We start from the raw sequence: 18190 nt of genomic DNA on the forward strand, positions 1-18190 counted from the left end.
TTGCAAGTGACGACGACGGAATGGTACGTCGTCGCGCACTTTTCCAGCTGTCGCGGCGCCCGGCTAAGCTCGGGGCGATGAGCGAACCCTTCGTCCTGACGATGTGCGCCCTGGCGGGGGTCATCGCCTATGCCGCGCTGCACAACGGCATCGTCGGCCTGCAGCGGCCGGTGCACCGCACCCATCTGCTGTTCGCGGTGGTCTGCGCAACCATCACGTTCTACGTCGGCGCCAAGACCGGGGCCTACCGCGCCTCGACGCCCGCCGGTTTGGTCTCGATGCGCAGGGTCGAGATCGGCGCCAGCATCGTCTTCACGGGTGTGCTCCCTTGGTTCGTCGGCGCCTACCTGCACATTCGCGCTCGCCGCCTCCAGGTCGCGATGAGCCTCGCCTGCGCCCTGCTCTTCGTCGCCAACCTGTGGACTCCATGGGGCCTGGCCTATGCAGGCATGCCGGCCACGGCCGAGATCACGCTGCCCTGGGGCGAGCGCGTGACCGACCCGCGGGTCTTCCACCCGACGCCCCTGTACGTGATCGGTGTGCTGTGCTACTACCTCATCTTCGGCTGGTGCGCCTTCGCCGCGCTGCAACGAGTCCGGGCCGGCGAACACCGGCGCGGCAGCCTGTCCTTGGCCGCCTGCCTGCTGCTGTTGATCGGCGGCATGTTCTACAACCACCTCGTGGACCTCCAGATAGTTCCCGGCGTGCACGTCGCCGAGTTCACCTTTCTCGCTCTGGTCGTGCTGCTGGACTTCGAACTCGCGCGCGAGCGCCGCCAGAGCCGCGACCGGGTGCGCGGAATCCTGGACAACATTCCGGCCGCGGTCTACGTCAAGCTGCGGGACGGCCGCTACCTGATGACCAACCGCGTCTACGACGAGCTGTTCGGCCTGGAGAGCGGGTCGGCGATCGGCAAGACCGATCTCGAACTTTTCGCGAGCGCCCAGGCCGAGGCGACGCTGGCCAGCGACCGGCGCGTGCTGCAGCAGCGCGAGGCCGTGCGCCGCGAGGAACGCATCGGCGGAAACGGTCAAGGCGAGCCTCGCATCTTCTCGTCGCTCAAGTTTCCGCTGCTGAACCGCGACGGCAGCGCCGATGCGATGTGCGGGGTCTTCACCGACGTCACCGACTTGCGCCGCAACGAGAGCGAGATGTACCTGCTGCGCCGCCAGGTGTGGCATGCCGACCGGGTGGCGCGCACCGCCGTGCTGGCGGCATCGCTGGCGCATGAACTGTCGCAGCCGCTGACCGCGATCCTGAGCAACGCGCAGGCCGGGCTGCGCTTCCTGGCCCAGGACCCGCCCGATATCGCCGACCTGCGCGAGATCCTGCAGGACGTGGTGCGCGACGACAAGCGCGCCAGCGCCGTCATCAACGGCCTGCGCACCATGCTGCGGCGGCAGGAGACCGAACGCGAGCAGGTCGACATCGGCGCCTGCGTACAGGAGGTCGTCGACCTGATGCACAGCGACTTCCTGGAGCGCGGCGTCGAAGTGACGCGGTCGATGGCGCCCGGTTGCGTGGTGCTGGGCGACAAGGGCCAGCTCCAGCAGGTGGTGCTGAACCTGGCGATGAACGCCAACGAGGCCATGACGGAGCAGCCCCGCGGGTCGCGCTCCCTCCACGTGTCGGTCGCGCCGAGCGACGGGCGACGGGTCCGGGTGGAGGTCCGCGACAGCGGCCCGGGAATCGACGAGGAGGACATCGACAAGGTCTTCGATCATTTCTACACGACCAAGGCCAAGGGCCTCGGCATGGGCCTGTCGATGTGCCGCTCGATCCTGGAAGCGCACGGCGGCACGCTCGACGTCGAGCGCAACCCAGGCCGCGGCCTGACCTTCCGCTTCGTGCTGCCGCTCGAGCCGGCCGCCCGGGGCGATGGCGCAGCGGGTCAGAACCTGAATCCGGCGCCGAAGTAGAAGCCGCCCATCGCGACCTTGTCGAGCAGCCCGTTGTCGCGCCTGTAGCTCAGGTAGCGGTAGCCGAACTTGAGCGAGGTGGTGGGCGAGTACTGGTAGCTGGCGCCGGCGATCGCCTGCCAGCTGGATGTCGAGCCGCCGTCGCCGACGTCCAGGTAGCCGAGCAGCGACCACTTGTCGCCGACCGGCACGATGGTGCGCACGCCGACGATGCCGTCGGCCGCGCCGGCCGAGTCTTCGATCTGCCGGCCGAACCCGCGCAGGCTGGGTGCGATATCGATGCGGGTCTTGGCGTCGACGTAGCGCACGCCGCCCAGTACATCGACGGCGACCGGTGCCTCGAGCACGCGATAGAAGCCCGCCAGGGTGGCGATGGTCTGCTCGAACTTGACGTTGTAGCCACCCAGCAGCCCGCCCGCCAGCTGCCTGTCGACGCCGAGCTTGACGTACTGCACGTCGAGCAGGCCGCCCCAGGCGCCCTTGCGCGCTTCGAGCGTGCCCATGGCGCCGAAGTCGAGCGCCCCGAGCACGCTGCTGGAGCTCACGGAGACGGTGCTCCCGGGCAGGGGCCCGAGCTTCAGGTCCGACCGGATGCCGGCCAGCCAGAGGTAGGGAATGAATTCGAACTGCCACTCGTTGGCGGGCGTCACGCTGGTCTGCGCGAGGACCGGCAGACCCGCCAGCGCGGCGGCAACGCCGGCCACGGCCCGGGTGAGCCAGCGGGTGGCGAAGCGGGGCGCGTTCATTGCGGCGATTGAGCGCGCAGCTCGGCGAAGCGGCGGGCGAAGGCGGCCGACCACTTGTTGAAGGCGTCCTCCGCGTAGCTCCAGCTGGTGAACGAGCTCACGTAGCCGTTCATCCAGGCTTCGGCCGCGGTGGTCGCGCCCTTGTTCAGGTCGGCCGCGTACTTGAGCCCGATCTGGGTGTCGGCGCATTCGGCCAGCACGGCCCCCGTGGCGCCATCGCGGAACTGCGCCTCGAGCCCCGTCTTGCCCAGGTACGGTGTCGAGCCCACCGGACGGCCCGTGGCCGCGCCCGAACCCATCTCGGCGACGAAGCCATAGGGCACCGCCGTGCCGGCCATGCTGGCCAGCGTGTTGGTCGGCACCAGCGAGGTCAGCGCCAGCCGCACGCGAAGCACGCCGGGGCCGGCGACATCGACCATCTTCGCCTCGGGCGACAGGTTCTTGACCAGCGCGCTGTGGAAGTAGTCGAGCAGCGCCTTGAGGTCGGTCGGGTCGATCGGGCTCTGGTCGGTTGCCGGCGCGACGTAGACCTTGATGCGCTCGATCATGACCTTGTCGTAGCTGCGCCAGTCGACGCCGGCCTGCCGCCAGCACAGGAAACCGCCGTTCGCGGGCTGGACCTTGAGCTTGCCGGGGTCGCTGAGGAAGCCGACATTGGAGACCTTGGCCAGGTTGTTCTCGGAGGCCGTGACGCCGGCATTGCCCGACCCCGGCGCCGCGCAGCCGGTGACGAGGGCTGCCGCGAGTGCGAGGCAGGCGAGCGCGAGCGGAGTGGCGTGGGGTGGGTTCATGTTCATGGTCAGTAGGGCGCAGGCACCACGGTGTAGTACACGCCGTTGGCACCGTAGTACGGCCGGAACCAGGTGCTGCCGACCTGGTAGTAGTTGATGCCGGCCTGGTTCACGATCACCGCGCCGGGCGGCACCGTCGCGTAGTTGACGCCCACCGCATACACGGGGCGCGCGGCACTGGCAACCGCCGCGCCGGCCGCGACCCCGACCACCGCGCCGGCGGCCACGGCGCCTGCGCAGTCGTAGCACCCCGCATGGTAGTAGGGCACCGCCACCGGTGCGTGGTAGGGCGCGTAGCCGCCATAGCCATAGGCCGGCGGATGGTAGGTGCTGAAGCCGCCGGCCGTGGTGTGCACCGCGCCGTAGCCCGCGACACCTTCGCTGTGGCCGCCATAGGCGTTGGTATGGCTCCAGCCGCCGAAGGCATTGGCGGAGGTCGAGCCGCCCCAGCGGTTGTCATGCGTGGCACTGCCGAAGCCGCCGTAGGAGTGGCCGCCGAAGCGATTGGCGCTGGCCCAGGCGGCCGCCGGCGCATGGAAGCCTGCCGTGATGAGCCATGCCGCCAGCAGCGGAAGAAGGGCCTTGGTGTTCGTCATGCTTGGTCTCCTCACTTGGCCTTCGCCGGCTTCCGGGCGGCCTTCGGTGGCTGCGTCGGCTTTGGTGCGGCGAAGTCGATCTTCTTGGCATTGGCCGCGTTCACCGCCGCGAAGGCTTCGGCCGCGATCACCGGATCGAGCTTCCAGTTGGAGAACTCGACGTCGTGCCGCAGCATCAGCGGGTCGCCGCGGAACACCGCGCGCATGCGCCGCGGCAGCTTGTCCTCGGCACCGATCCAGATCTGCATGAAGACGGTGTTGCTGACCACCGCGATCATGTCGGTGGTGGTGCCGCCGACCACCTTCGACTGGCCGATGTAGAAGGCCTTGGTGAGCCCGTCGGCGATGTTGCCGAAGGGATCGGCGCCGACGATGTCGGCGAACGGAAAGTAGATCGCGGCCTTGTCGAATGCGGCCTTGAGCATCGCGTCGATGGTGGGCGGCGCCTCCGTGACCGCGACCAGGTTCTCGGCCGGCGCGAACGCGGTGATGGTCTTGCCGTCGTAGCTGTACTCGGCGGCCGGGCCGTCGCCCAGCGTGATGACGCGCAGCTTGTTCGGGCGCTGCACCAGCACTTCGGACGATGTCGAATACACGAGCGGCGGGCCGACGCTGCTCGGGCTTTCGTAGGTGACGACCGCCGTGAACGCCATCGACTGCGCCGCCGTGAGCGCGCTGCTCATGCCCTTCAGCAGGTCCATGGCCCTGGCATCGAGTTGCGGCGCGGCCTTGGCGGCAGCGCTGGCCGAAGGGGCCGCCGGCTTGGTGGCCGCGGGCGTCTGCGCAGCCGCCCCGGGGTCGAGCGCCAGGCTCGCTGCGAGCAGCGCGGCGCTTGCGAGAAGTCGGGTGTTGGTCATGGGTGCTTTCAAGTTGACGAAGCGCTTCACTTGGGAAACATGAACTGCGCCTGAAGGCGGATCTGCCAGTTGGGCCCGTTGTCGGGCTTGACGACGTTGTAGTAGGCCGAGAGCTGCGTGTTCACCGGCAGCTTGCCCAGGTGAAAGATCTTGCCGATGCCACCGCCCAGCGGCACGGTCCAGCGCTGGCTGCTGTCGGCGTTCCAGTCGACCGTGATGATCGGGGCCGTCGTCAGGTAGAAGCCGCCCGGGAAGTTGTAGTTGGCGAAGGGCTGCAAGGTGCCGTTGTTGTACGAGCCGCCCTGCTTGCTGCTGCTGACCGACCAGATGTTGTTGACCAGTGCGCCGTAGACCCACGGGTCGCCGTGGTCCATGTGCAGCACGACGAAGGCCGGCCCCATTCCCCAGTTCTTGTTGCCGAGCTCCGAGTTGCTGTTGGTCGGGATCTGCACCACGGGGCCCGCGCCCCAGATCCACTTGCCCGGTTTGGCCGGCGACAGGAAGGCGGTGAACACCGTGTCGCCGACCCCGCTGAGGCTGCCGATGCCGGGGCCCAGCGAAGGCATCGAGATCACCGGCAGGATGGTGCGCGTGATGACGTTCCACTCGGAGTTGACCGAGATCGGGACCACCGGCTGGATGTTGAGGATGTTCTGCGTTCCCTTCTCGGGCCCGTAGTTGAGGTTGGTGTTGTTCTGGAACGGCACGCTGATCAGGTTGCCGACCGGGTTCTGCGCCAGCTTGGCGAGTTCCTCGGCGCTCATCTCCGCGCGGGCCGGAACGCCAGCGAAGAGCACCATGCCGACCGCCACGCCCAGCCTCGTGCATGGCAGTCGGAAACTGGTTCGCATGGCCGGCGCGCTACGGCCGATTGGCCGCCGAGATCACGATCTCCACGCGTCGATTCTTGGCCCTGCCCTGCGGCGTGTCGTTGCTCGCCACCGGGCGTGCTTCGCCGAAGCCCTGCGCCGAGATGGTGTTCTGCGGCACCCCCTTCGAGGTCAGGAAGCGCGCGACGTTGTCCGCCCGGGCCGACGACAGCTCCAGGTTGGACGGGAAGCGGCCCCTCAGTTCGGGTCCGATCGGCACGTTGTCGGTAAAGCCCTGGACCACGATCTGCTGGCCCTTCAGGTTGGCCAGCGTCGGCGCGATCTTGTCCAGCGTCTGTTCGCCCTTGGGGCTCAGCGACCAGCCGCCTTCGGGGAACAGGATCTCGTTGACCAGGGTCACCTTGAGCTCGTTCTGCAACTGCGTGATCTGGGCCTGATCGGCGCTCAGCTCGCCCGAGAGCTTCTGGCTGAGCGCGGCATAGCTGTCGGCCTTCTGCACCTCGGTGTTGTAGGTCTGCTTGGTGACGCAGCCCGCTGCCGCCAGTGCGGCGCACAGCGCCAGGACGAATCGGGTTGATTTCATGCTGTTCTCCTCGTGTTGCCGGTTTAGTAGCGCCTGCGAACCGCTGCGCCGTTCGGGCCGGCGCAGCCCTCGCGGTAGACGCCCTTGGCGCAGGTCACAGTCGCCGGCGGCGGTGGCTTCCTGACGACCGCGGCGCCGTTGGGACCCGCGCAGCCCTCTCGGTAGACGCCCTTCGCGCAAGTCACCGCCCAGGACGATGCGGGGGCGAGACACGCCAGTGCGATCACGGCCGATGCGGAGAAAACGAAGTGCTTCATGGCAGTCTCCTCAGGTAGATCGATGGGACACACGGAAGCGTTGCAAGGCGCTCAGACCGGCTTGACTCGCGGAATGGTCCAGCTGCCGTCGAGCAGGCTGGGGGGCGTGTCCTTCGGCCAGTAGAGCCGCATCATGAGGATGAAGCCCTCCTTGGGCGCCGGCAGCCAGTTGCCTTCCTTGTCCGCGCCGGGCGACTCGTTCTGGATGTAGAGGTCGACCGAGCCGTCGGCATTGGCCTTGAGCTGGTTGCGCTGGCTGACGGTGTAGCGATTGATCGGGTTGGGCACGAAGAAGTAATCGGTGTCGTACATCGTCAGCGACCAGAAGCCGTTGACCGGAGGCAGCTGGCCCTTCGGGAAGCGCAGGACATACTTTTTCGAGCCGTGGTACTTCTGCAGGATGTCGGGGCCGGTGGACGTGGGGTAGACGGCGTCTTGCGGCCGGTTGGCGCCGAGGCCGATCGCGGTGATCAGGGCCCGCTGGATGTAGTTGGTTCCATAGAGGCCCGTCTTGGTGGTGAAGGTCCAGCCGTTCTTGAGCTTCAGGTCGCCGGAGAGCAAGCCCTTCTTCATCCAGCCCATGATCTTGGCCTGGGCCGGCTTGGGCGATTTCGACAATCCCTTCTGGACCGACGCGTCGAGCTTCGTGGCATCGAAATCCTTGCCCGGGACGATGCCGATCTTGGCCAGCTTGGCGACCATCGGGGCGTCGGCCGCGGCCGGCGGATTGGTCTTCAGCAGCTGCGCGAACAGCGCGAAGTAGCTGGCGGCATCCATCGCGTTGACTTGCTCGCGCACGGCGGTCTTGCTGTCGATGCTCGGATCGACCGTGCCGGGCGGCGGCGTGAAGGACTTGCCGTAGGAGGAAAGCGGCACGGCCGTCATCTCGTCTTGCAGCGCGTGAACCGCCGCGTAGTCTTCGGGCGTGCCGGTGCAGTAGATGCGGCCGAGCATCCACACCATGCCGGTGGGCGACTTGTACTGCTTGACTCCCGCGGGCAGGGTTCCCTTCCAGCCCGGACCGGTGATGGCGAACTTCTGGGCGCCGGTGCCGGTCGTGCGCTTGCCCGGCACCTCGAAGACGTTGGTCCAGCCGTCGAGCATCGGCAGCAGGAAGAAGCGTCCCTTCATGTCCGGCGTCGAGATGACCCAAGGCTCCTTGGTCACGTCCAGCCAGATGATGGTGTACAGCGTGTCGGCGTTGGGCGCGGTGACCGCGTGGTTGTCCACCGCGGGGTAGCCGCGCAGCTTGAGGAACTGGCCCATCGGCGCCTTGCTTTCATCGGGCGCCGCGATGTTGGTGAGGCTGCGCCGGGTCAGCTCCATGGTGACCAGCGGGTAGGCGTAGATGTAGGCCTCGATCGCGAGGTCGCGCGCCTGCCGCGCCTTGACGTCGGTCTCGACCTCGGCAACGCCTTCCTCGACGGCCTCCTTGGCATCGATCAGAAGGCCTTCGGCCGCATGCGCACCCGGCACCCAGCCGCCCAGCGCACCCAAGGTCATGGTGAGGACCGCGTCGCGGCGCGTCGTGTTCTTCTTCAAGTTATTGCTCCTCAACTCGTTCGCCCGGGCTTGTGCGCGGGTCGTGCTCGGCTTTGCGAGTGGTGGGAGCCTAGCCGCCGAGGCGCGGAGGGGGAATAGGACTTTGGGCCAATAGCCAAGCGGCTGCGCGGGCTTTTGGCTAGCCCATCAACGTGTTCGACGGCAAGCTCTCATCCAGCAGCTTCCGCGCCGTCTCCACCCCCGCCACCGGCAACCCCGCCGCATCCAGCAACCCCACCTGCACCAGCACGCTCGCCTGGTCCCAGTAGATGTGCTCGTGGCAGAGCTTGTCCCCCCGGAACTTCACCACCGCCAGCAAAGGTATCTCCACCCGCTTCCCCGTCGGCGCCACGCCCGGCAGCATCCACGGGATCTCGGTCGTGTGCGTGAAGCTGAACAGCATCTCGTCGACCACCTGCGACGCGCCCACGGTGCGCGAGATCGGCACCAGCGCGGTGTCGGGCGGGTTGCTGTTGACGAAGTGGTGCGTGTAGAAATGGTGCAGCGCCTTGTAGCCCACGCCGCCGGTCATGGTCGGGATGTGGTTGACGTAGGGCTCGGCCACCATGGTGCTCATCGTGTCGTCGACGTTGCGGGTCGCGAACTCGTACTCGCAATGCTTGTCCCACAGCGCGGCCAGGTCGTAGTGCGGGCCGATGGCGCTCTTCAGCGCCGCGATGCTGCGCTCATGCGCCATCAGCGCCGAGGCCCGGTGATAGTGCTCGCCGCCCACCCGCGCAAACGCATGGTCGACACCGGGGTACACATGCACCTCGACGTTCGGCCGGCCGCGCAGCGCACTCACGATGCGTTCGCGGGCCTCGGGCGGGCAGAAGCCGTCGAGCTCGGCCACGTGCAGGGCGAGCCGGCAGCGGATGCGGTCGGCCTCGTCGAGCGCCGCGTCGATGCCCACGCCGTAGTAGCCCACGGCCACGTCCGCATCGGTGCGGCAGGCCGCCAGGTAGGCCAGCTTGCCGCCCAGGCAGAAGCCGAGCACGCCGACCTTCGCGCCCTCCACTTCGGGCCGCCCGCGCAGCGCGGTGATCGCGGCCTGCATGTCTTCCACGCCGCGGGCCTCGTCGAAGCCCTTGTAGAAGGCAAAGGCACGCTGCCAGTCGTCCGGTGAATAGCCGAGCTCGACATCGGGCTGCTGGCGCCAGAACAAGTCGGGCACCAGCACCACGTAGCCTTCCTCGGCGTAGTCGTCGGCCACGTCGCGCATCGTCTGGTTGACGCCGAAGATTTCCTGCGCCAGCACCAGGCCGGGTCCGCTGCCCGAGCGCGGCACGGCCAGGTAGCCGTTGAAGCTTCCGCTGCCGTCGCTGGCCTGGATGCGGATGTGGCGCGGGGAGTGGGTGGCTGCTGGGTCCTGCATGTGAAGTGCTCCGTTCAAGGGGTGGATGGGTGTGCGGGCCGCGCGCTCATTGCACGCATTCCGGATGTCGGGTCGTCACTTGGTAATAGCCCGAATGGAATACCAGCGGCTCGCCGTCGAAGCGGTCGTAGCGCTCGACCTCGCCGATGAAGATGAGGTGGTCGCCGCCGTCATATTGCCTCACGTTGCGGCAGATGAAGCGGGCGATGACGCCATTCAGCAGCGGCACGCCGGCCGTGCCGTCGCAGCAGTCCACGCCGCCGAACTTGTCCGGCTGGGGTGTCGAGAACTGCCGCGACAGGTGATGCTGGTGCGCCGCCAGCACGTTGATCGCGAAATGGCTGGCGCCGGTGAAGTCGGCCACGCTCGGCGCCTGCCGGGCCAGGCTCCACAGCACCAGCGGTGGGTCGAGCGAGACCGACGAGAACGAGTTGGCGGTCATGCCCACGCGCCGGCCGTCGATGCCGCGGGTCGTGATGACGGTCACGCCGGTGGTGAACTGGCCGAGCGCCTTGCGAAAGTCGCGCCGGTCGAAACGATCGGCCGCCGCCTCGCGCGCCCTGCCCTCCAGGAAGCGGTCGGCCTCGGCGGCATCGAACCACCAGGGCGCGAAGGCACGCGGGTCGTCGAAGCCGTTGACCAGGGTGCTCGCGACCGCGGGCATGTGGGTGGCGCTCTGCAGCAGCTTCTGCACATGCGGCTTCGGAGGTGCGAGCAGGCTGTTGGTCCAGTCGGTGGCCCAGCGGGCATAGCCTTCCCAGTAGCGGTCGAAGGTCTGCTGCATCCACGCGGCGTCGAAGGGCGCATCGCCGTGTTCGAGGATCCGCTTCAGGTAGATGTCGGCGGCCTTGGCCGCGTTGTTGGAGCCCTGGCCGGTGATCGGGTCGTTGAGCACCACCGCGTCGGCCAGGCCCAGCACCTCGAGCCCCGACGGCAGCGTCGCCACGGGCTTGCGCACCGTCGGCGCGAAGCGGCCCACGAGGATGCCGTTGTCGTCCGTCAGGGTGATGTCGCCGCAGCGCTCGGCTTCCCAGGGCAGGAAGGTGTCGAGGATCCACTTGCTGCGCGCCAGGTGCTCCTGCGGCGTCTTCACGTCCGACCAGCAATCCATCGGGCCGCCGGGCACGCCTTCGAACACCATGATCTCGCACGGCCCCGTGGTGGTCAGCGCCGGGAACACGAAGTACTCGCCCACGCCGGGGATCAGGTTGAAGCACACCCGCGCATAGGGGTGGGCGGGCTTCATGCCCTTCACGTAGGTGAGCGCCAGCGCGCGCTGGGGCCGGTCGAAGGGCGAGCGCTCGGCGTCGCGCTCGAACAGCTGCGAGATCTCGCCCTTGCCGCTGGCGACGACCACGAGCTCATGCGTGGCGGCACAGGCTTCGAGTTCGGCCAGCCCCACGTCCTGCAGCAGCAGCCGGCCGCCGCGCTGCTCGAACTCGGCCATCCAGGCGGGGATCTTGAGGCGCTGGTCGACCGACTGCGCGGGGCCGTCGAGCCGCGCGCTCCATTCGATGGCCTTGCTGCCTTCGGGGCTGCGCACCACCATGCCGATGCCCTCGACGGTGGGGCATGCATCGGCCCACCCGTCGAGCGCCAGTTCGCGCTCGGTCTGCAGCGCGGTCTCGAACATGCACTGGCTCGACATGACCGGGCCATCGAAGATCTCCTGCCCCGTGCGGTTCGAGTAGACCGTCACCTCGTGTCCCGCGCGCTGCAGGCCGAGCGCGAGCTGCATGCCGGACTGTCCGGCGCCGACGATGGCCACGCGTCGCTTCATGCCCGGGCTCCGGCTCAAGCGACGGCGGCGCAGGTTTCGATGTAGCGCTCCGCCTCCGCCGGGTCCGCGAACCACGGGAAGAAGGTGCGCGGATCGTCGAAGCCGTTGACGAAGGCACTGGCCAGCGGCGGTATCGCGCCGGCGCTGCCGAGCAGATTCAGCACATGGGGCGGCGGCGGCGCGAGCAGCATGTTGGTCCACTGCGAGACCCACTGCGCGTAGCCGAACCAGTAGCGGTCGAAGGTCTGCTGCATCCACGCCGCATCGGCCGCGCCGTCGCCGCGCGCGAGGATGCTCTTGAGGTAGGTGTCGGCGCACTTGGCCGCGTTGTTGGAGCCCTGGCCGGTGATCGGGTCGTTGAGCACCACCACGTCGGCCAGGCCCAGCACCTTGCGCCCCGATGGCAGGGTCGCCACCGGCTTGCGCACCGTCGGCGCGAAGCGGCCGGCGAGGATGCCGTTGTCGTCGGTCAATTCGATGTCGCGACAGCGCTCGGCCTCCCAGGGCGTGAAGGTGTCGAGGATCCACTTGCTGCGCGCCAGGTGCTCCTGTGGGGTCTTCACCTCGGCCCAGCAATCCATGGGGCCGCCCGGCACACCTTCGAACACCATGATCTCGCAGGGGCCCGCGGTGGTCAGCGCCGGGAACACGAAGTACTCGCCCACGCCGGGGATCAGGTTGAAGCACACGGCCGAGAAGGGCTGGCGCGGCTTCATGCCCTTCACGTAGGTCAGTGCCAGTGCGCGCTGCGGCTTGTCGTAGGTGGACTTGTGGGCGTCGCGCTCGAAGAGCTTCGAGATCTCGCCCTTGCCGCTGGCGACCAGCGTGAGGTCGTGGCTCCGGGTGCAGGCTTCGAGGTCGTCGATGCCGGCGTCTTTCAAGATGAGTTCGCCGCCCTTCTTCTGGAATTCGTCCATCCAGGCCGGGATCTTGACGCGCTGGTCGACCGACTGCGCGCTCGCGTTCAGCCGCGCGGCCCAGTCGATGGCCTTGGCGCCCTTCTGCTCGGGATGGGGCACGGCGAGGCTGATGCCGTCGACCGTGGGGCAATCGCTCGCCCAGTGGTCCAGGCCCAGGTCGCGCTCGATCTGCAGCGAGGCGCCGAACATGCACTGGCTCGACATGACCTTGCCGTGCTGGATGTCGTCACCCGTGCGGTTGCTGTACATCGTGACCTCGTAGCCTGCAGCGAGCAGGCCCAGTCCCAGTTGCAGGCCCGACTGGCCTGCGCCGACGATGGCGATTCGTTTCATTGCGTGTCTCCTTGATCGGGTCAATCCATCAGCTTGGGAATGGCGGGCACAGCCTGCTCGGGGCCCATGGCGGAGTAGCCGCCGTCCACCGCGTAGTCGGCGCCGGTCATGAAGCTGGCGTGGTCCGAGCACAGGAACAGCACCACCTGCGCGACTTCGTCGGGATCGCCGACGCGCCCGAGCAGATGGAAGGGCGCCGCCACGCGATCGGTCTTGGCGCGGTCACCGCCGCTGAGCTTGTCCATCACGGCCGACCAGGTCCAGCCCGGCGACACGCTGTTGACGCGGATGCGGTCGGGCGCCAGGTCCATCGCCATGTTGCGGGTGAGCTGCGCCATCGCGGCCTTGCTCACCGGGTAGAGCCAGCGGCCGGTCTGCGCCACGCGCGACGAGATGCTGGTGAAATTGACCACCGCCCCGCCGCCGGCCGCGACCATGTGCGGGTGCACGGCCTGCAGCATGGCGACCGCGCTCGCCACGTTGACGTTGAACGAGGTCAGCCAGTCGGCGCGCGGCGACCTGAAGCCGTCGTCCACATAGGAGCAGGCCAGGTTGACCAGGAAATGCACGCCGCCGTGCCGCGCGGCCGCCTCCGCCACGCAGGCCCGCACCTGGGCGTCGTCGGTGATGTCGGTGCGCACGAAGCGCGCGCCGGGGCCGAGCGAATCGGCCAGCGGCTGGCCGTTGTCGGCATCGATGTCGGCGATGACGACCTTGACGCCGGCCGCGTGCAGCGCACGCACCACGCCGGCGCCTATCAGTGTGGAGCCACCGGTGACGATGGCGCTCTTGCCCGTTAATCCCTTGAACATGACGCTTGCTCTCCTCGGTTGATCGGGCAGGCCGGGATGGCCTGTGGGCCGAACGTTAGGGCCGAGGAGGCCGCTGGCGAGTCCCGCAAACGCAGGCGCTGTCCATGGCGCGCAGCTTTCATCAAAGGGCTGGCCCGAATTGTGGGCGGGGATGGTTTTTGCTACGGTGCCCTGGCCCCATGGAAACCGCCACCCCTTCACGGCTGCCGCTGCAGCGCTACCGACTTTTCGAGAGCCACGACATGGACGAGGCGCGCGAGAGCGTGGCCCGCGTGTTCTGCCCGCACAAGCTGGTCATGCTGCGGCCGCGCACCGAGCTCGATGCGTGCCATCACAGTGCGCGGCTGCATCGGGACGTGAGCCTCAATTACGTGCAGTACGGGCCGGGGGTGCAGATTGATCCGGGCTACCTGCAGGACTTCTTCCTGCTGCAGATTCCGTTGCGCGGCGGGGCCGAGATCCGCTGCGGCGCGCAGCAGGTGGAGGCGACCCCCAGCCTGGCGTCGCTGCCCTCGCCGACCGAGCCGCTGTCGATGCGCTGGGCCGACGACAGCCCGCACCTGATCGTTCGGCTGGCCCGGTCCGCCCTGCTCTCGCGGCTCGAATCCTTGCTGCAGGCGCCGCTGAAGCAGCAGCTGGTGTTCGACCTGGGCGTGCCGCTGTACAACCCCGCGCTGGCGCCACTGGTGCACTTCATCGACTACCTGCGGCTCACGCTCGATGCGGGCAACGCGCTGCAGTCGGGCGGGCGCCTCGGCGAGCATGCCGAGGAATACTTGATGTCGAGCCTGCTGATGTCGGCGGGCCACAACCATTCGCGCGCGCTGGCCGGCGAGGCGCAGCGCAGCCTGCTGCCGCGCGTGGTGCGAAAGGCGCAGGAATACATGGCGGCGCATGCGGAGCAGCCGCTGTCGCTGGCGGATATCTGCCGCGAAGTCGGCTGCAGCGCGCGGGCCTTGCAAGTGGCGTTCCGCCAGCATGCGGGGCAGGGGCCGATGGAGTTCCTGCGCGAGCTCAGGCTGGACCGGGTGCGGACCGAGCTCCAGGCATGCGCCGGCGTTGCCGCGGGGGGTGTGCGCGAGGTGGCGCAGAAGTACGGGTTCCTGCACCTGGGGCACTTCGCGGCGCAGTACCGGGCGCGGTTCGGGGAAAGGCCGTCGGAGACGCTGGGGGCGCGCGGCTGCTGATCTCCCGCCCGGCTTTGAGGGCGCGCGGAAAATTCGCACCGCGTCCGTAGGCCCTCTCCGACTCCCGAAACTCCCCTGGACTGCGGCAACTGCGCAGTGACTTGGCGCAAGCTGAAATTGCCGGCGATTCCTGACGCTGCCCGCGCATGGGGCCGGTGATTCACCGCCTTACCCGGGAGAAGTGCAATGAACGCAATGACCCCCCAGACATGGACACTTGTCGCCATCGTCGCAGCCGTGATCGTGATCGCGCTGGCTGCCTATGCCATCCGCCGCAGCAAGGAGTCGCAGGGCCTGCGAACGCGCTTCGGGCCCGAATACGACCGTGCCGTCCAGGCGCACGGCAGCCGTGCCCAGGCCGAAGCGGAACTGCGACGTCGCGAGGAGCGCGTCGGGCACCTGACGATCGTTCCCTTGGCAGCCGCGGATGCCGCGCGCTTCAGCGCGGCCTGGACGTCCTTGCAGGCCGACTTCGTGGACAACCCGCGCGGCGTGGTCGACCAGGCTGACGCGCTGGTGCGGGAGCTGCTGGCCAAGCGTGGCTATCCGGTAACGGATTTCGAGCATCGGGCCGCGGACATCTCTGTCGATCACCCGACGGTGGTGAGCAACTACCGCGCAGCGCAGGAAATCCGCGGGCGGACGCTGCGCGGCGAGGTCGAGACCGAAGAGTTGCGCAAGGCCGTGGTGCACTACCGCGCGCTGTTCGACGAATTGCTGGAAGTGCGCGGGCTGCGGCCGGAGGCCAGGCCCCAGCCATCGATCCGGCCGACCCGACCCATGGAGGTGCGATCATGATTTTCGAAACCAAGCGCCGTCAGGCCAGCGAGGCCGAAGTGGAATCGGAGGCTCTCGCCCAGGCTCCTTCAGCAGTTGCAGTGCCAGTGCCGGCTCCCGATGTGCGAGTCGACCGGATGGACCGGGGTGGCTACCCCCAAGACGTGCCGGTGGCCGTGCGAGCCGCAGCGGACACCCAGACGGACAGTCGGCGCACCGACGTCGAGCCGCTGGAGCCCCTCTTCCCGGCCGACGTCGCGGAGAACTTCCGCCGCGGCTGGGACGCCGTCCAGATCGGCTTCGTCGACGATCCCCGGCAGGCGGTGAAAAAGGCGGATGAACTGGTGCAGCAGGTGCTGAACAACCTGGCGGAATCCTTCAGCGGCGAGCGCAGCCGGATCGAGGCGCATGCCGAGCAGGCGGAGTCGACCGAGGAACTGCGCGTCGCGCTGCGACGCGACCGGGCGTTCCTGGAACGGCTGCTGTCGCTGTAGCCGCTCAGACGTCGTACGCGTGCAAAGTCTCGCGCGACCGGTCCAGGTCGGCCAGCAGTTCCGGCGTCGTCACGAGTCGCATCGCGTCGACCCTGGACGGATCAAGGTCGCCCGAGAGAAAGCGGATCTTGAAGGTGCCGATCGACACCTCGTCGCCGCCGACCAGCACCTGGGACCGCACCTTGACGCCGTTGACGAAGACGCCGTTGCGGCTGCCCAGGTCGCTGAGCGTCACGGAGGGGCCGTCGACGGTCACGAGGGCGTGGTGCCGGCTCACCTGCATCGCGTCGAGCACGACGTCGTTGGTCGACGCCCGGCCAATGGTGGTTTGCTTCGCGAGCAAGGAGAATTGCCGGGTCGCGGCAACACCCTTCATCAAGATCAGTTTCGGCATGCGTCCTCGGCAGATGCAATATTGTGTAACACCTAATTGTTACATCAACTCTGCCGGAAAGCTGACTGGAGGCTGATGGCCGCAACTCTCAGATGGATCCGCGGGTACTTCCTGGCACTCCTGGGCCGGTCGCCGCCTCGGGCCCGGCCCGCTCGGTGTCGATGTTCACCAGCAGTCCGTGCATGGTCATCATCCGCTGCGCCTCGACCTGGCTGAACTCCTGGTCGGCGGCGACGAACTTGATCGCGTAGCTGCCGAGCCGGATCAGGTCGCCGTCGGCGAGCACCTGGCTCTGGATCTGGACATCGTTGACGAAGGTGCCGTTCCGGCTGCCCAGGTCGGTGATGGTGACGAAGGCATGCTCGACGTCGATCACGGCGTGGTCGCGGCTGGCCTGCGACGAGTCGACGATCACGTCGTTGGTGGTGCCCCGGCCGACCTTGTTGTCGTGGGGCTTTAGGGGGACCTGCAGCGTCTCGCCGCTGGCGGTGGTCATGAGGAGCAGCGGCATGGTGATGGTGGCACGGCGTGAGCGTGCGCACGCATTCTCACCTCAATTCGACAGCCCAGCGGCGCACTCGGGCTTCATTTGCATCACTGGAAATCGAAGCGCGTGGCCTCGGTCGCGCCGCGCCCCGCCGCATCGATCGTGTAGGCCGACACGGCGCTGTAGCCGCGAGCCTCGCCGGCCGGCGCACCGGCGGGCTGGTTGACCGATGCCAGGCCGTCGTTCATCAGCATCAGCGAACCGTCGTGCGCGATCGACACCGCGTGCTGCCCGATCGGGTAGAGCCCGCCGGACCCGAGCGTCAGGCTCCTGGCCTCCAGCGAGGGGAACGTGTGCCAGTACTTGGCCGGATCGCCGAGGATCCACAGCAGGTCGCCGCTGGCGTAGTCGATCTTGAGGACGAAGTTCTCCCGGCTCGACACGATCACCGAATCGTCCCTCGGGTCGTAAGTCGCGGCGTTCATGTGGAACCAGTCGACGCCGGGTCGCACGAACGCGGCCGGGTCGTCGCCCGCTGCCTGCATGGCGCGCGACAGCGTGTCGCCGAGGTCCCAGGTCTTGATCAGGGCGCCGGTGTCCGGGTCGAACTCGACGAGCGCGCTCTCGATGGCCTGCACGCCGTTGCGGATGGCATCCACTTCGCCCAGCAAGCCGACCTTGCCGGGATCGATGTTGTGGTGGAAGTTGGTAACGTCCGGCGCTTGCAGGGCGGTGTCGCGCGTCGTGCCGTCGAATTCGAGGCGCCGCACCCGGGGCGCCTGCGGGTCGCCGATGACGAAGCCGTTGCCGTGGAGCGTCGAGCTGACCGACGACATCGTTGCCGGCACCACCCAACGCATCTGGCCGTCGGTGTCGACCACCACCGGGCTGCCCAGCGCGGACTTCATGTAGAAGAAGTCGAAGCCGAGCGCAGCGCCCGCCGTTCGCGCCTTCAGGATGACGGGGCGGTCGTAGATGCCGTTCGGGTCGGTGTATGCGGCCGTGTCGACCTTGGCCTGGATCGGCTCCACGTCGCCATCGGCAAACTGCAGTTCGATGTCGACCAGGTTCTGGTAGTCGGCATAGAGCCCGAACACCGGGACCGTCACCGTGCTGCCGCTGCTCCCGAGGCTGGCCGCATAGCCACGACCGCTCAGATAGGACGCCGCGTAGTCGACATCGACCGGGCGCGAGACGCTGCCTGGCTTGGGCTCGATGCGGTAGTGGGCCGAGCTCAGCACTTCGCCGGCAGCCACGCGCAGGTCGACGAAGGCGATGAAGGGCGAGACACCCGGGCGCACGGCGACGACGGTCGCCGCATCGGCCACGACCGGACTGGCGGCGGCGGGCGCCGAGGCCGGAGCGACCGCCGGGATGCCGCCCCCGCCGCCGCCGCCTCCGCAGCCGGCGAGAGTCAACGCGATGGCAGTGCACAGGATCAGCTTCATTGCTCGACCTCGCTCGGGCCCGAAAGCGCCCAGACTAGCCCGCCGAGGGGCGCATGCATCCC

19 protein-coding genes and 1 pseudogene are annotated in these 18190 nt (G+C 68.2%); 4 read left to right on the plus strand and 16 right to left on the minus strand.

Annotated features, from left to right (window positions below; translation table 11 throughout):
• Positions 1-77: 77 nt before the first annotated feature.
• A complete protein-coding gene (locus QTI17_RS17050; protein WP_286534612.1) occupies positions 78-1919 on the plus strand; it encodes an ATP-binding protein in 1842 nt (613 codons plus the stop codon).
• Here QTI17_RS17050 and QTI17_RS17055 read toward each other — a convergent pair.
• The 13 genes and pseudogenes from QTI17_RS17055 to QTI17_RS17115 all read right to left on the minus strand — a co-directional run bounded on the left by QTI17_RS17055 (position 1892) and on the right by QTI17_RS17115 (position 13341).
• The gene (locus QTI17_RS17055) at positions 1892-2665 is read right to left on the minus strand and encodes a YfaZ family protein (protein ID WP_286534614.1); all 774 of its coding nucleotides are present in this window, start codon (positions 2663-2665) and stop codon (positions 1892-1894) included. The genes QTI17_RS17050 and QTI17_RS17055 overlap by 28 nt on opposite strands.
• The gene (locus QTI17_RS17060; RefSeq protein WP_286534616.1) at positions 2662-3456 is read right to left on the minus strand and encodes a DUF3313 domain-containing protein; all 795 of its coding nucleotides are present in this window, start codon (positions 3454-3456) and stop codon (positions 2662-2664) included. The genes QTI17_RS17055 and QTI17_RS17060 overlap by 4 nt, the downstream gene beginning before the upstream one ends.
• A gap of 8 nt (positions 3457-3464) precedes the next feature.
• Positions 3465-4052: a hypothetical protein gene (locus tag QTI17_RS17065; protein ID WP_286534618.1), complete on the minus strand. Its 588-nt coding sequence runs from the start codon at positions 4050-4052 to the stop codon at positions 3465-3467.
• Between the two features lie 11 nt (positions 4053-4063).
• The gene (locus QTI17_RS17070; RefSeq protein WP_286534620.1) at positions 4064-4909 is read right to left on the minus strand and encodes a DUF2092 domain-containing protein; all 846 of its coding nucleotides are present in this window, start codon (positions 4907-4909) and stop codon (positions 4064-4066) included.
• A 26-nt stretch (positions 4910-4935) separates the two neighbouring features.
• Positions 4936-5709, minus strand: coding sequence for a transporter (locus QTI17_RS17075; protein WP_286534622.1), 774 nt, complete (start codon positions 5707-5709; stop codon positions 4936-4938).
• A 61-nt stretch (positions 5710-5770) separates the two neighbouring features.
• The gene (locus tag QTI17_RS17080) at positions 5771-6322 is read right to left on the minus strand and encodes an OmpA/MotB family protein (protein WP_286534624.1); all 552 of its coding nucleotides are present in this window, start codon (positions 6320-6322) and stop codon (positions 5771-5773) included.
• A 23-nt stretch (positions 6323-6345) separates the two neighbouring features.
• Positions 6346-6579: a hypothetical protein gene (locus QTI17_RS17085; protein WP_286534626.1), complete on the minus strand. Its 234-nt coding sequence runs from the start codon at positions 6577-6579 to the stop codon at positions 6346-6348.
• A 51-nt stretch (positions 6580-6630) separates the two neighbouring features.
• Positions 6631-8121 (minus strand): DUF1254 domain-containing protein, encoded by a 1491-nt coding sequence (locus tag QTI17_RS17090; RefSeq protein ID WP_286534628.1) that lies wholly within the window; start codon positions 8119-8121, stop codon positions 6631-6633.
• A gap of 139 nt (positions 8122-8260) precedes the next feature.
• Entirely contained in the window at positions 8261-9496 is a 1236-nt protein-coding gene (locus QTI17_RS17095) for a dienelactone hydrolase family protein (protein ID WP_286534629.1), read from the minus strand.
• 46 nt (positions 9497-9542) lie between these two features.
• Positions 9543-10067, minus strand: a complete 525-nt coding sequence (locus QTI17_RS17100; protein WP_286525574.1) for a flavin reductase family protein — start codon at positions 10065-10067, stop codon at positions 9543-9545.
• Positions 10041-11276, minus strand: a pseudogene (locus QTI17_RS35060) (styrene monooxygenase/indole monooxygenase family protein); the annotation flags it as partial. The pseudogene QTI17_RS35060 and the gene QTI17_RS17100, both read right to left, overlap by 27 nt.
• A gap of 14 nt (positions 11277-11290) precedes the next feature.
• Complete coding sequence (locus QTI17_RS17110) at positions 11291-12529, minus strand: styrene monooxygenase/indole monooxygenase family protein (RefSeq protein ID WP_286534631.1); 1239 nt, start codon at positions 12527-12529, stop codon at positions 11291-11293.
• A 20-nt stretch (positions 12530-12549) separates the two neighbouring features.
• Positions 12550-13341, minus strand: coding sequence for an SDR family oxidoreductase (locus QTI17_RS17115; protein WP_286534632.1), 792 nt, complete (start codon positions 13339-13341; stop codon positions 12550-12552).
• Between the two features lie 179 nt (positions 13342-13520).
• Between QTI17_RS17115 and QTI17_RS17120 the strand changes: the two genes are divergently transcribed.
• The 3 genes from QTI17_RS17120 to QTI17_RS17130 all read left to right on the plus strand — a co-directional run bounded on the left by QTI17_RS17120 (position 13521) and on the right by QTI17_RS17130 (position 15799).
• Positions 13521-14528 (plus strand): AraC family transcriptional regulator, encoded by a 1008-nt coding sequence (locus QTI17_RS17120; protein WP_286534633.1) that lies wholly within the window; start codon positions 13521-13523, stop codon positions 14526-14528.
• Between the two features lie 186 nt (positions 14529-14714).
• Positions 14715-15326 carry a hypothetical protein gene (locus QTI17_RS17125; RefSeq protein ID WP_286534634.1) on the plus strand — a complete coding sequence of 204 codons (612 nt, stop codon included), beginning with the start codon at positions 14715-14717 and terminating at the stop codon, positions 15324-15326.
• Positions 15323-15799: a hypothetical protein gene (locus tag QTI17_RS17130; RefSeq protein ID WP_286534635.1), complete on the plus strand. Its 477-nt coding sequence runs from the start codon at positions 15323-15325 to the stop codon at positions 15797-15799. The genes QTI17_RS17125 and QTI17_RS17130 overlap by 4 nt, the downstream gene beginning before the upstream one ends.
• 4 nt (positions 15800-15803) lie before the next feature.
• Here QTI17_RS17130 and QTI17_RS17135 read toward each other — a convergent pair whose 3' ends face one another.
• From QTI17_RS17135 to QTI17_RS17145, 3 genes are all read right to left on the minus strand, one after another.
• Entirely contained in the window at positions 15804-16193 is a 390-nt protein-coding gene (locus QTI17_RS17135) for an FHA domain-containing protein (protein ID WP_286534636.1), read from the minus strand.
• Positions 16194-16281: 88 nt separating this feature from the next.
• A complete protein-coding gene (locus tag QTI17_RS17140) occupies positions 16282-16704 on the minus strand; it encodes an FHA domain-containing protein (RefSeq protein WP_286534637.1) in 423 nt (140 codons plus the stop codon).
• An 83-nt stretch (positions 16705-16787) separates the two neighbouring features.
• Entirely contained in the window at positions 16788-18128 is a 1341-nt protein-coding gene (locus QTI17_RS17145; RefSeq protein ID WP_286534638.1) for an aryl-sulfate sulfotransferase, read from the minus strand.
• Between the last annotated feature and the right edge of the window lie 62 nt (positions 18129-18190).

It is taken from the genome of Variovorax sp. J31P179 (assembly GCF_030316985.1).
In the GTDB taxonomy this organism is placed as follows: domain Bacteria; phylum Pseudomonadota; class Gammaproteobacteria; order Burkholderiales; family Burkholderiaceae_C; genus Variovorax; species Variovorax ginsengisoli_B.

Coding starts and splice junctions, on each gene's coding strand:
- QTI17_RS17050 (WP_286534612.1), top strand. CDS start 78: ATGAGCGAACCCTTCGTCCTGACGATGTGCGCCCTGGCGGGGGTCATC.
- QTI17_RS17055 (WP_286534614.1), bottom strand. CDS start 2,665: ATGAACGCGCCCCGCTTCGCCACCCGCTGGCTCACCCGGGCCGTGGCC.
- QTI17_RS17060 (WP_286534616.1), bottom strand. CDS start 3,456: ATGAACCCACCCCACGCCACTCCGCTCGCGCTCGCCTGCCTCGCACTC.
- QTI17_RS17065 (WP_286534618.1), bottom strand. CDS start 4,052: ATGACGAACACCAAGGCCCTTCTTCCGCTGCTGGCGGCATGGCTCATC.
- QTI17_RS17070 (WP_286534620.1), bottom strand. CDS start 4,909: ATGACCAACACCCGACTTCTCGCAAGCGCCGCGCTGCTCGCAGCGAGC.
- QTI17_RS17075 (WP_286534622.1), bottom strand. CDS start 5,709: ATGGTGCTCTTCGCTGGCGTTCCGGCCCGCGCGGAGATGAGCGCCGAG.
- QTI17_RS17080 (WP_286534624.1), bottom strand. CDS start 6,322: ATGAAATCAACCCGATTCGTCCTGGCGCTGTGCGCCGCACTGGCGGCA.
- QTI17_RS17085 (WP_286534626.1), bottom strand. CDS start 6,579: ATGAAGCACTTCGTTTTCTCCGCATCGGCCGTGATCGCACTGGCGTGT.
- QTI17_RS17095 (WP_286534629.1), bottom strand. CDS start 9,496: ATGCAGGACCCAGCAGCCACCCACTCCCCGCGCCACATCCGCATCCAG.
- QTI17_RS17110 (WP_286534631.1), bottom strand. CDS start 12,529: ATGAAACGAATCGCCATCGTCGGCGCAGGCCAGTCGGGCCTGCAACTG.
- QTI17_RS17115 (WP_286534632.1), bottom strand. CDS start 13,341: ATGTTCAAGGGATTAACGGGCAAGAGCGCCATCGTCACCGGTGGCTCC.
- QTI17_RS17120 (WP_286534633.1), top strand. CDS start 13,521: ATGGAAACCGCCACCCCTTCACGGCTGCCGCTGCAGCGCTACCGACTT.
- QTI17_RS17125 (WP_286534634.1), top strand. CDS start 14,715: ATGAACGCAATGACCCCCCAGACATGGACACTTGTCGCCATCGTCGCA.
- QTI17_RS17130 (WP_286534635.1), top strand. CDS start 15,323: ATGATTTTCGAAACCAAGCGCCGTCAGGCCAGCGAGGCCGAAGTGGAA.
- QTI17_RS17135 (WP_286534636.1), bottom strand. CDS start 16,193: ATGCCGAAACTGATCTTGATGAAGGGTGTTGCCGCGACCCGGCAATTC.
- QTI17_RS17140 (WP_286534637.1), bottom strand. CDS start 16,704: ATGCCGCTGCTCCTCATGACCACCGCCAGCGGCGAGACGCTGCAGGTC.
- QTI17_RS17145 (WP_286534638.1), bottom strand. CDS start 18,128: ATGAAGCTGATCCTGTGCACTGCCATCGCGTTGACTCTCGCCGGCTGC.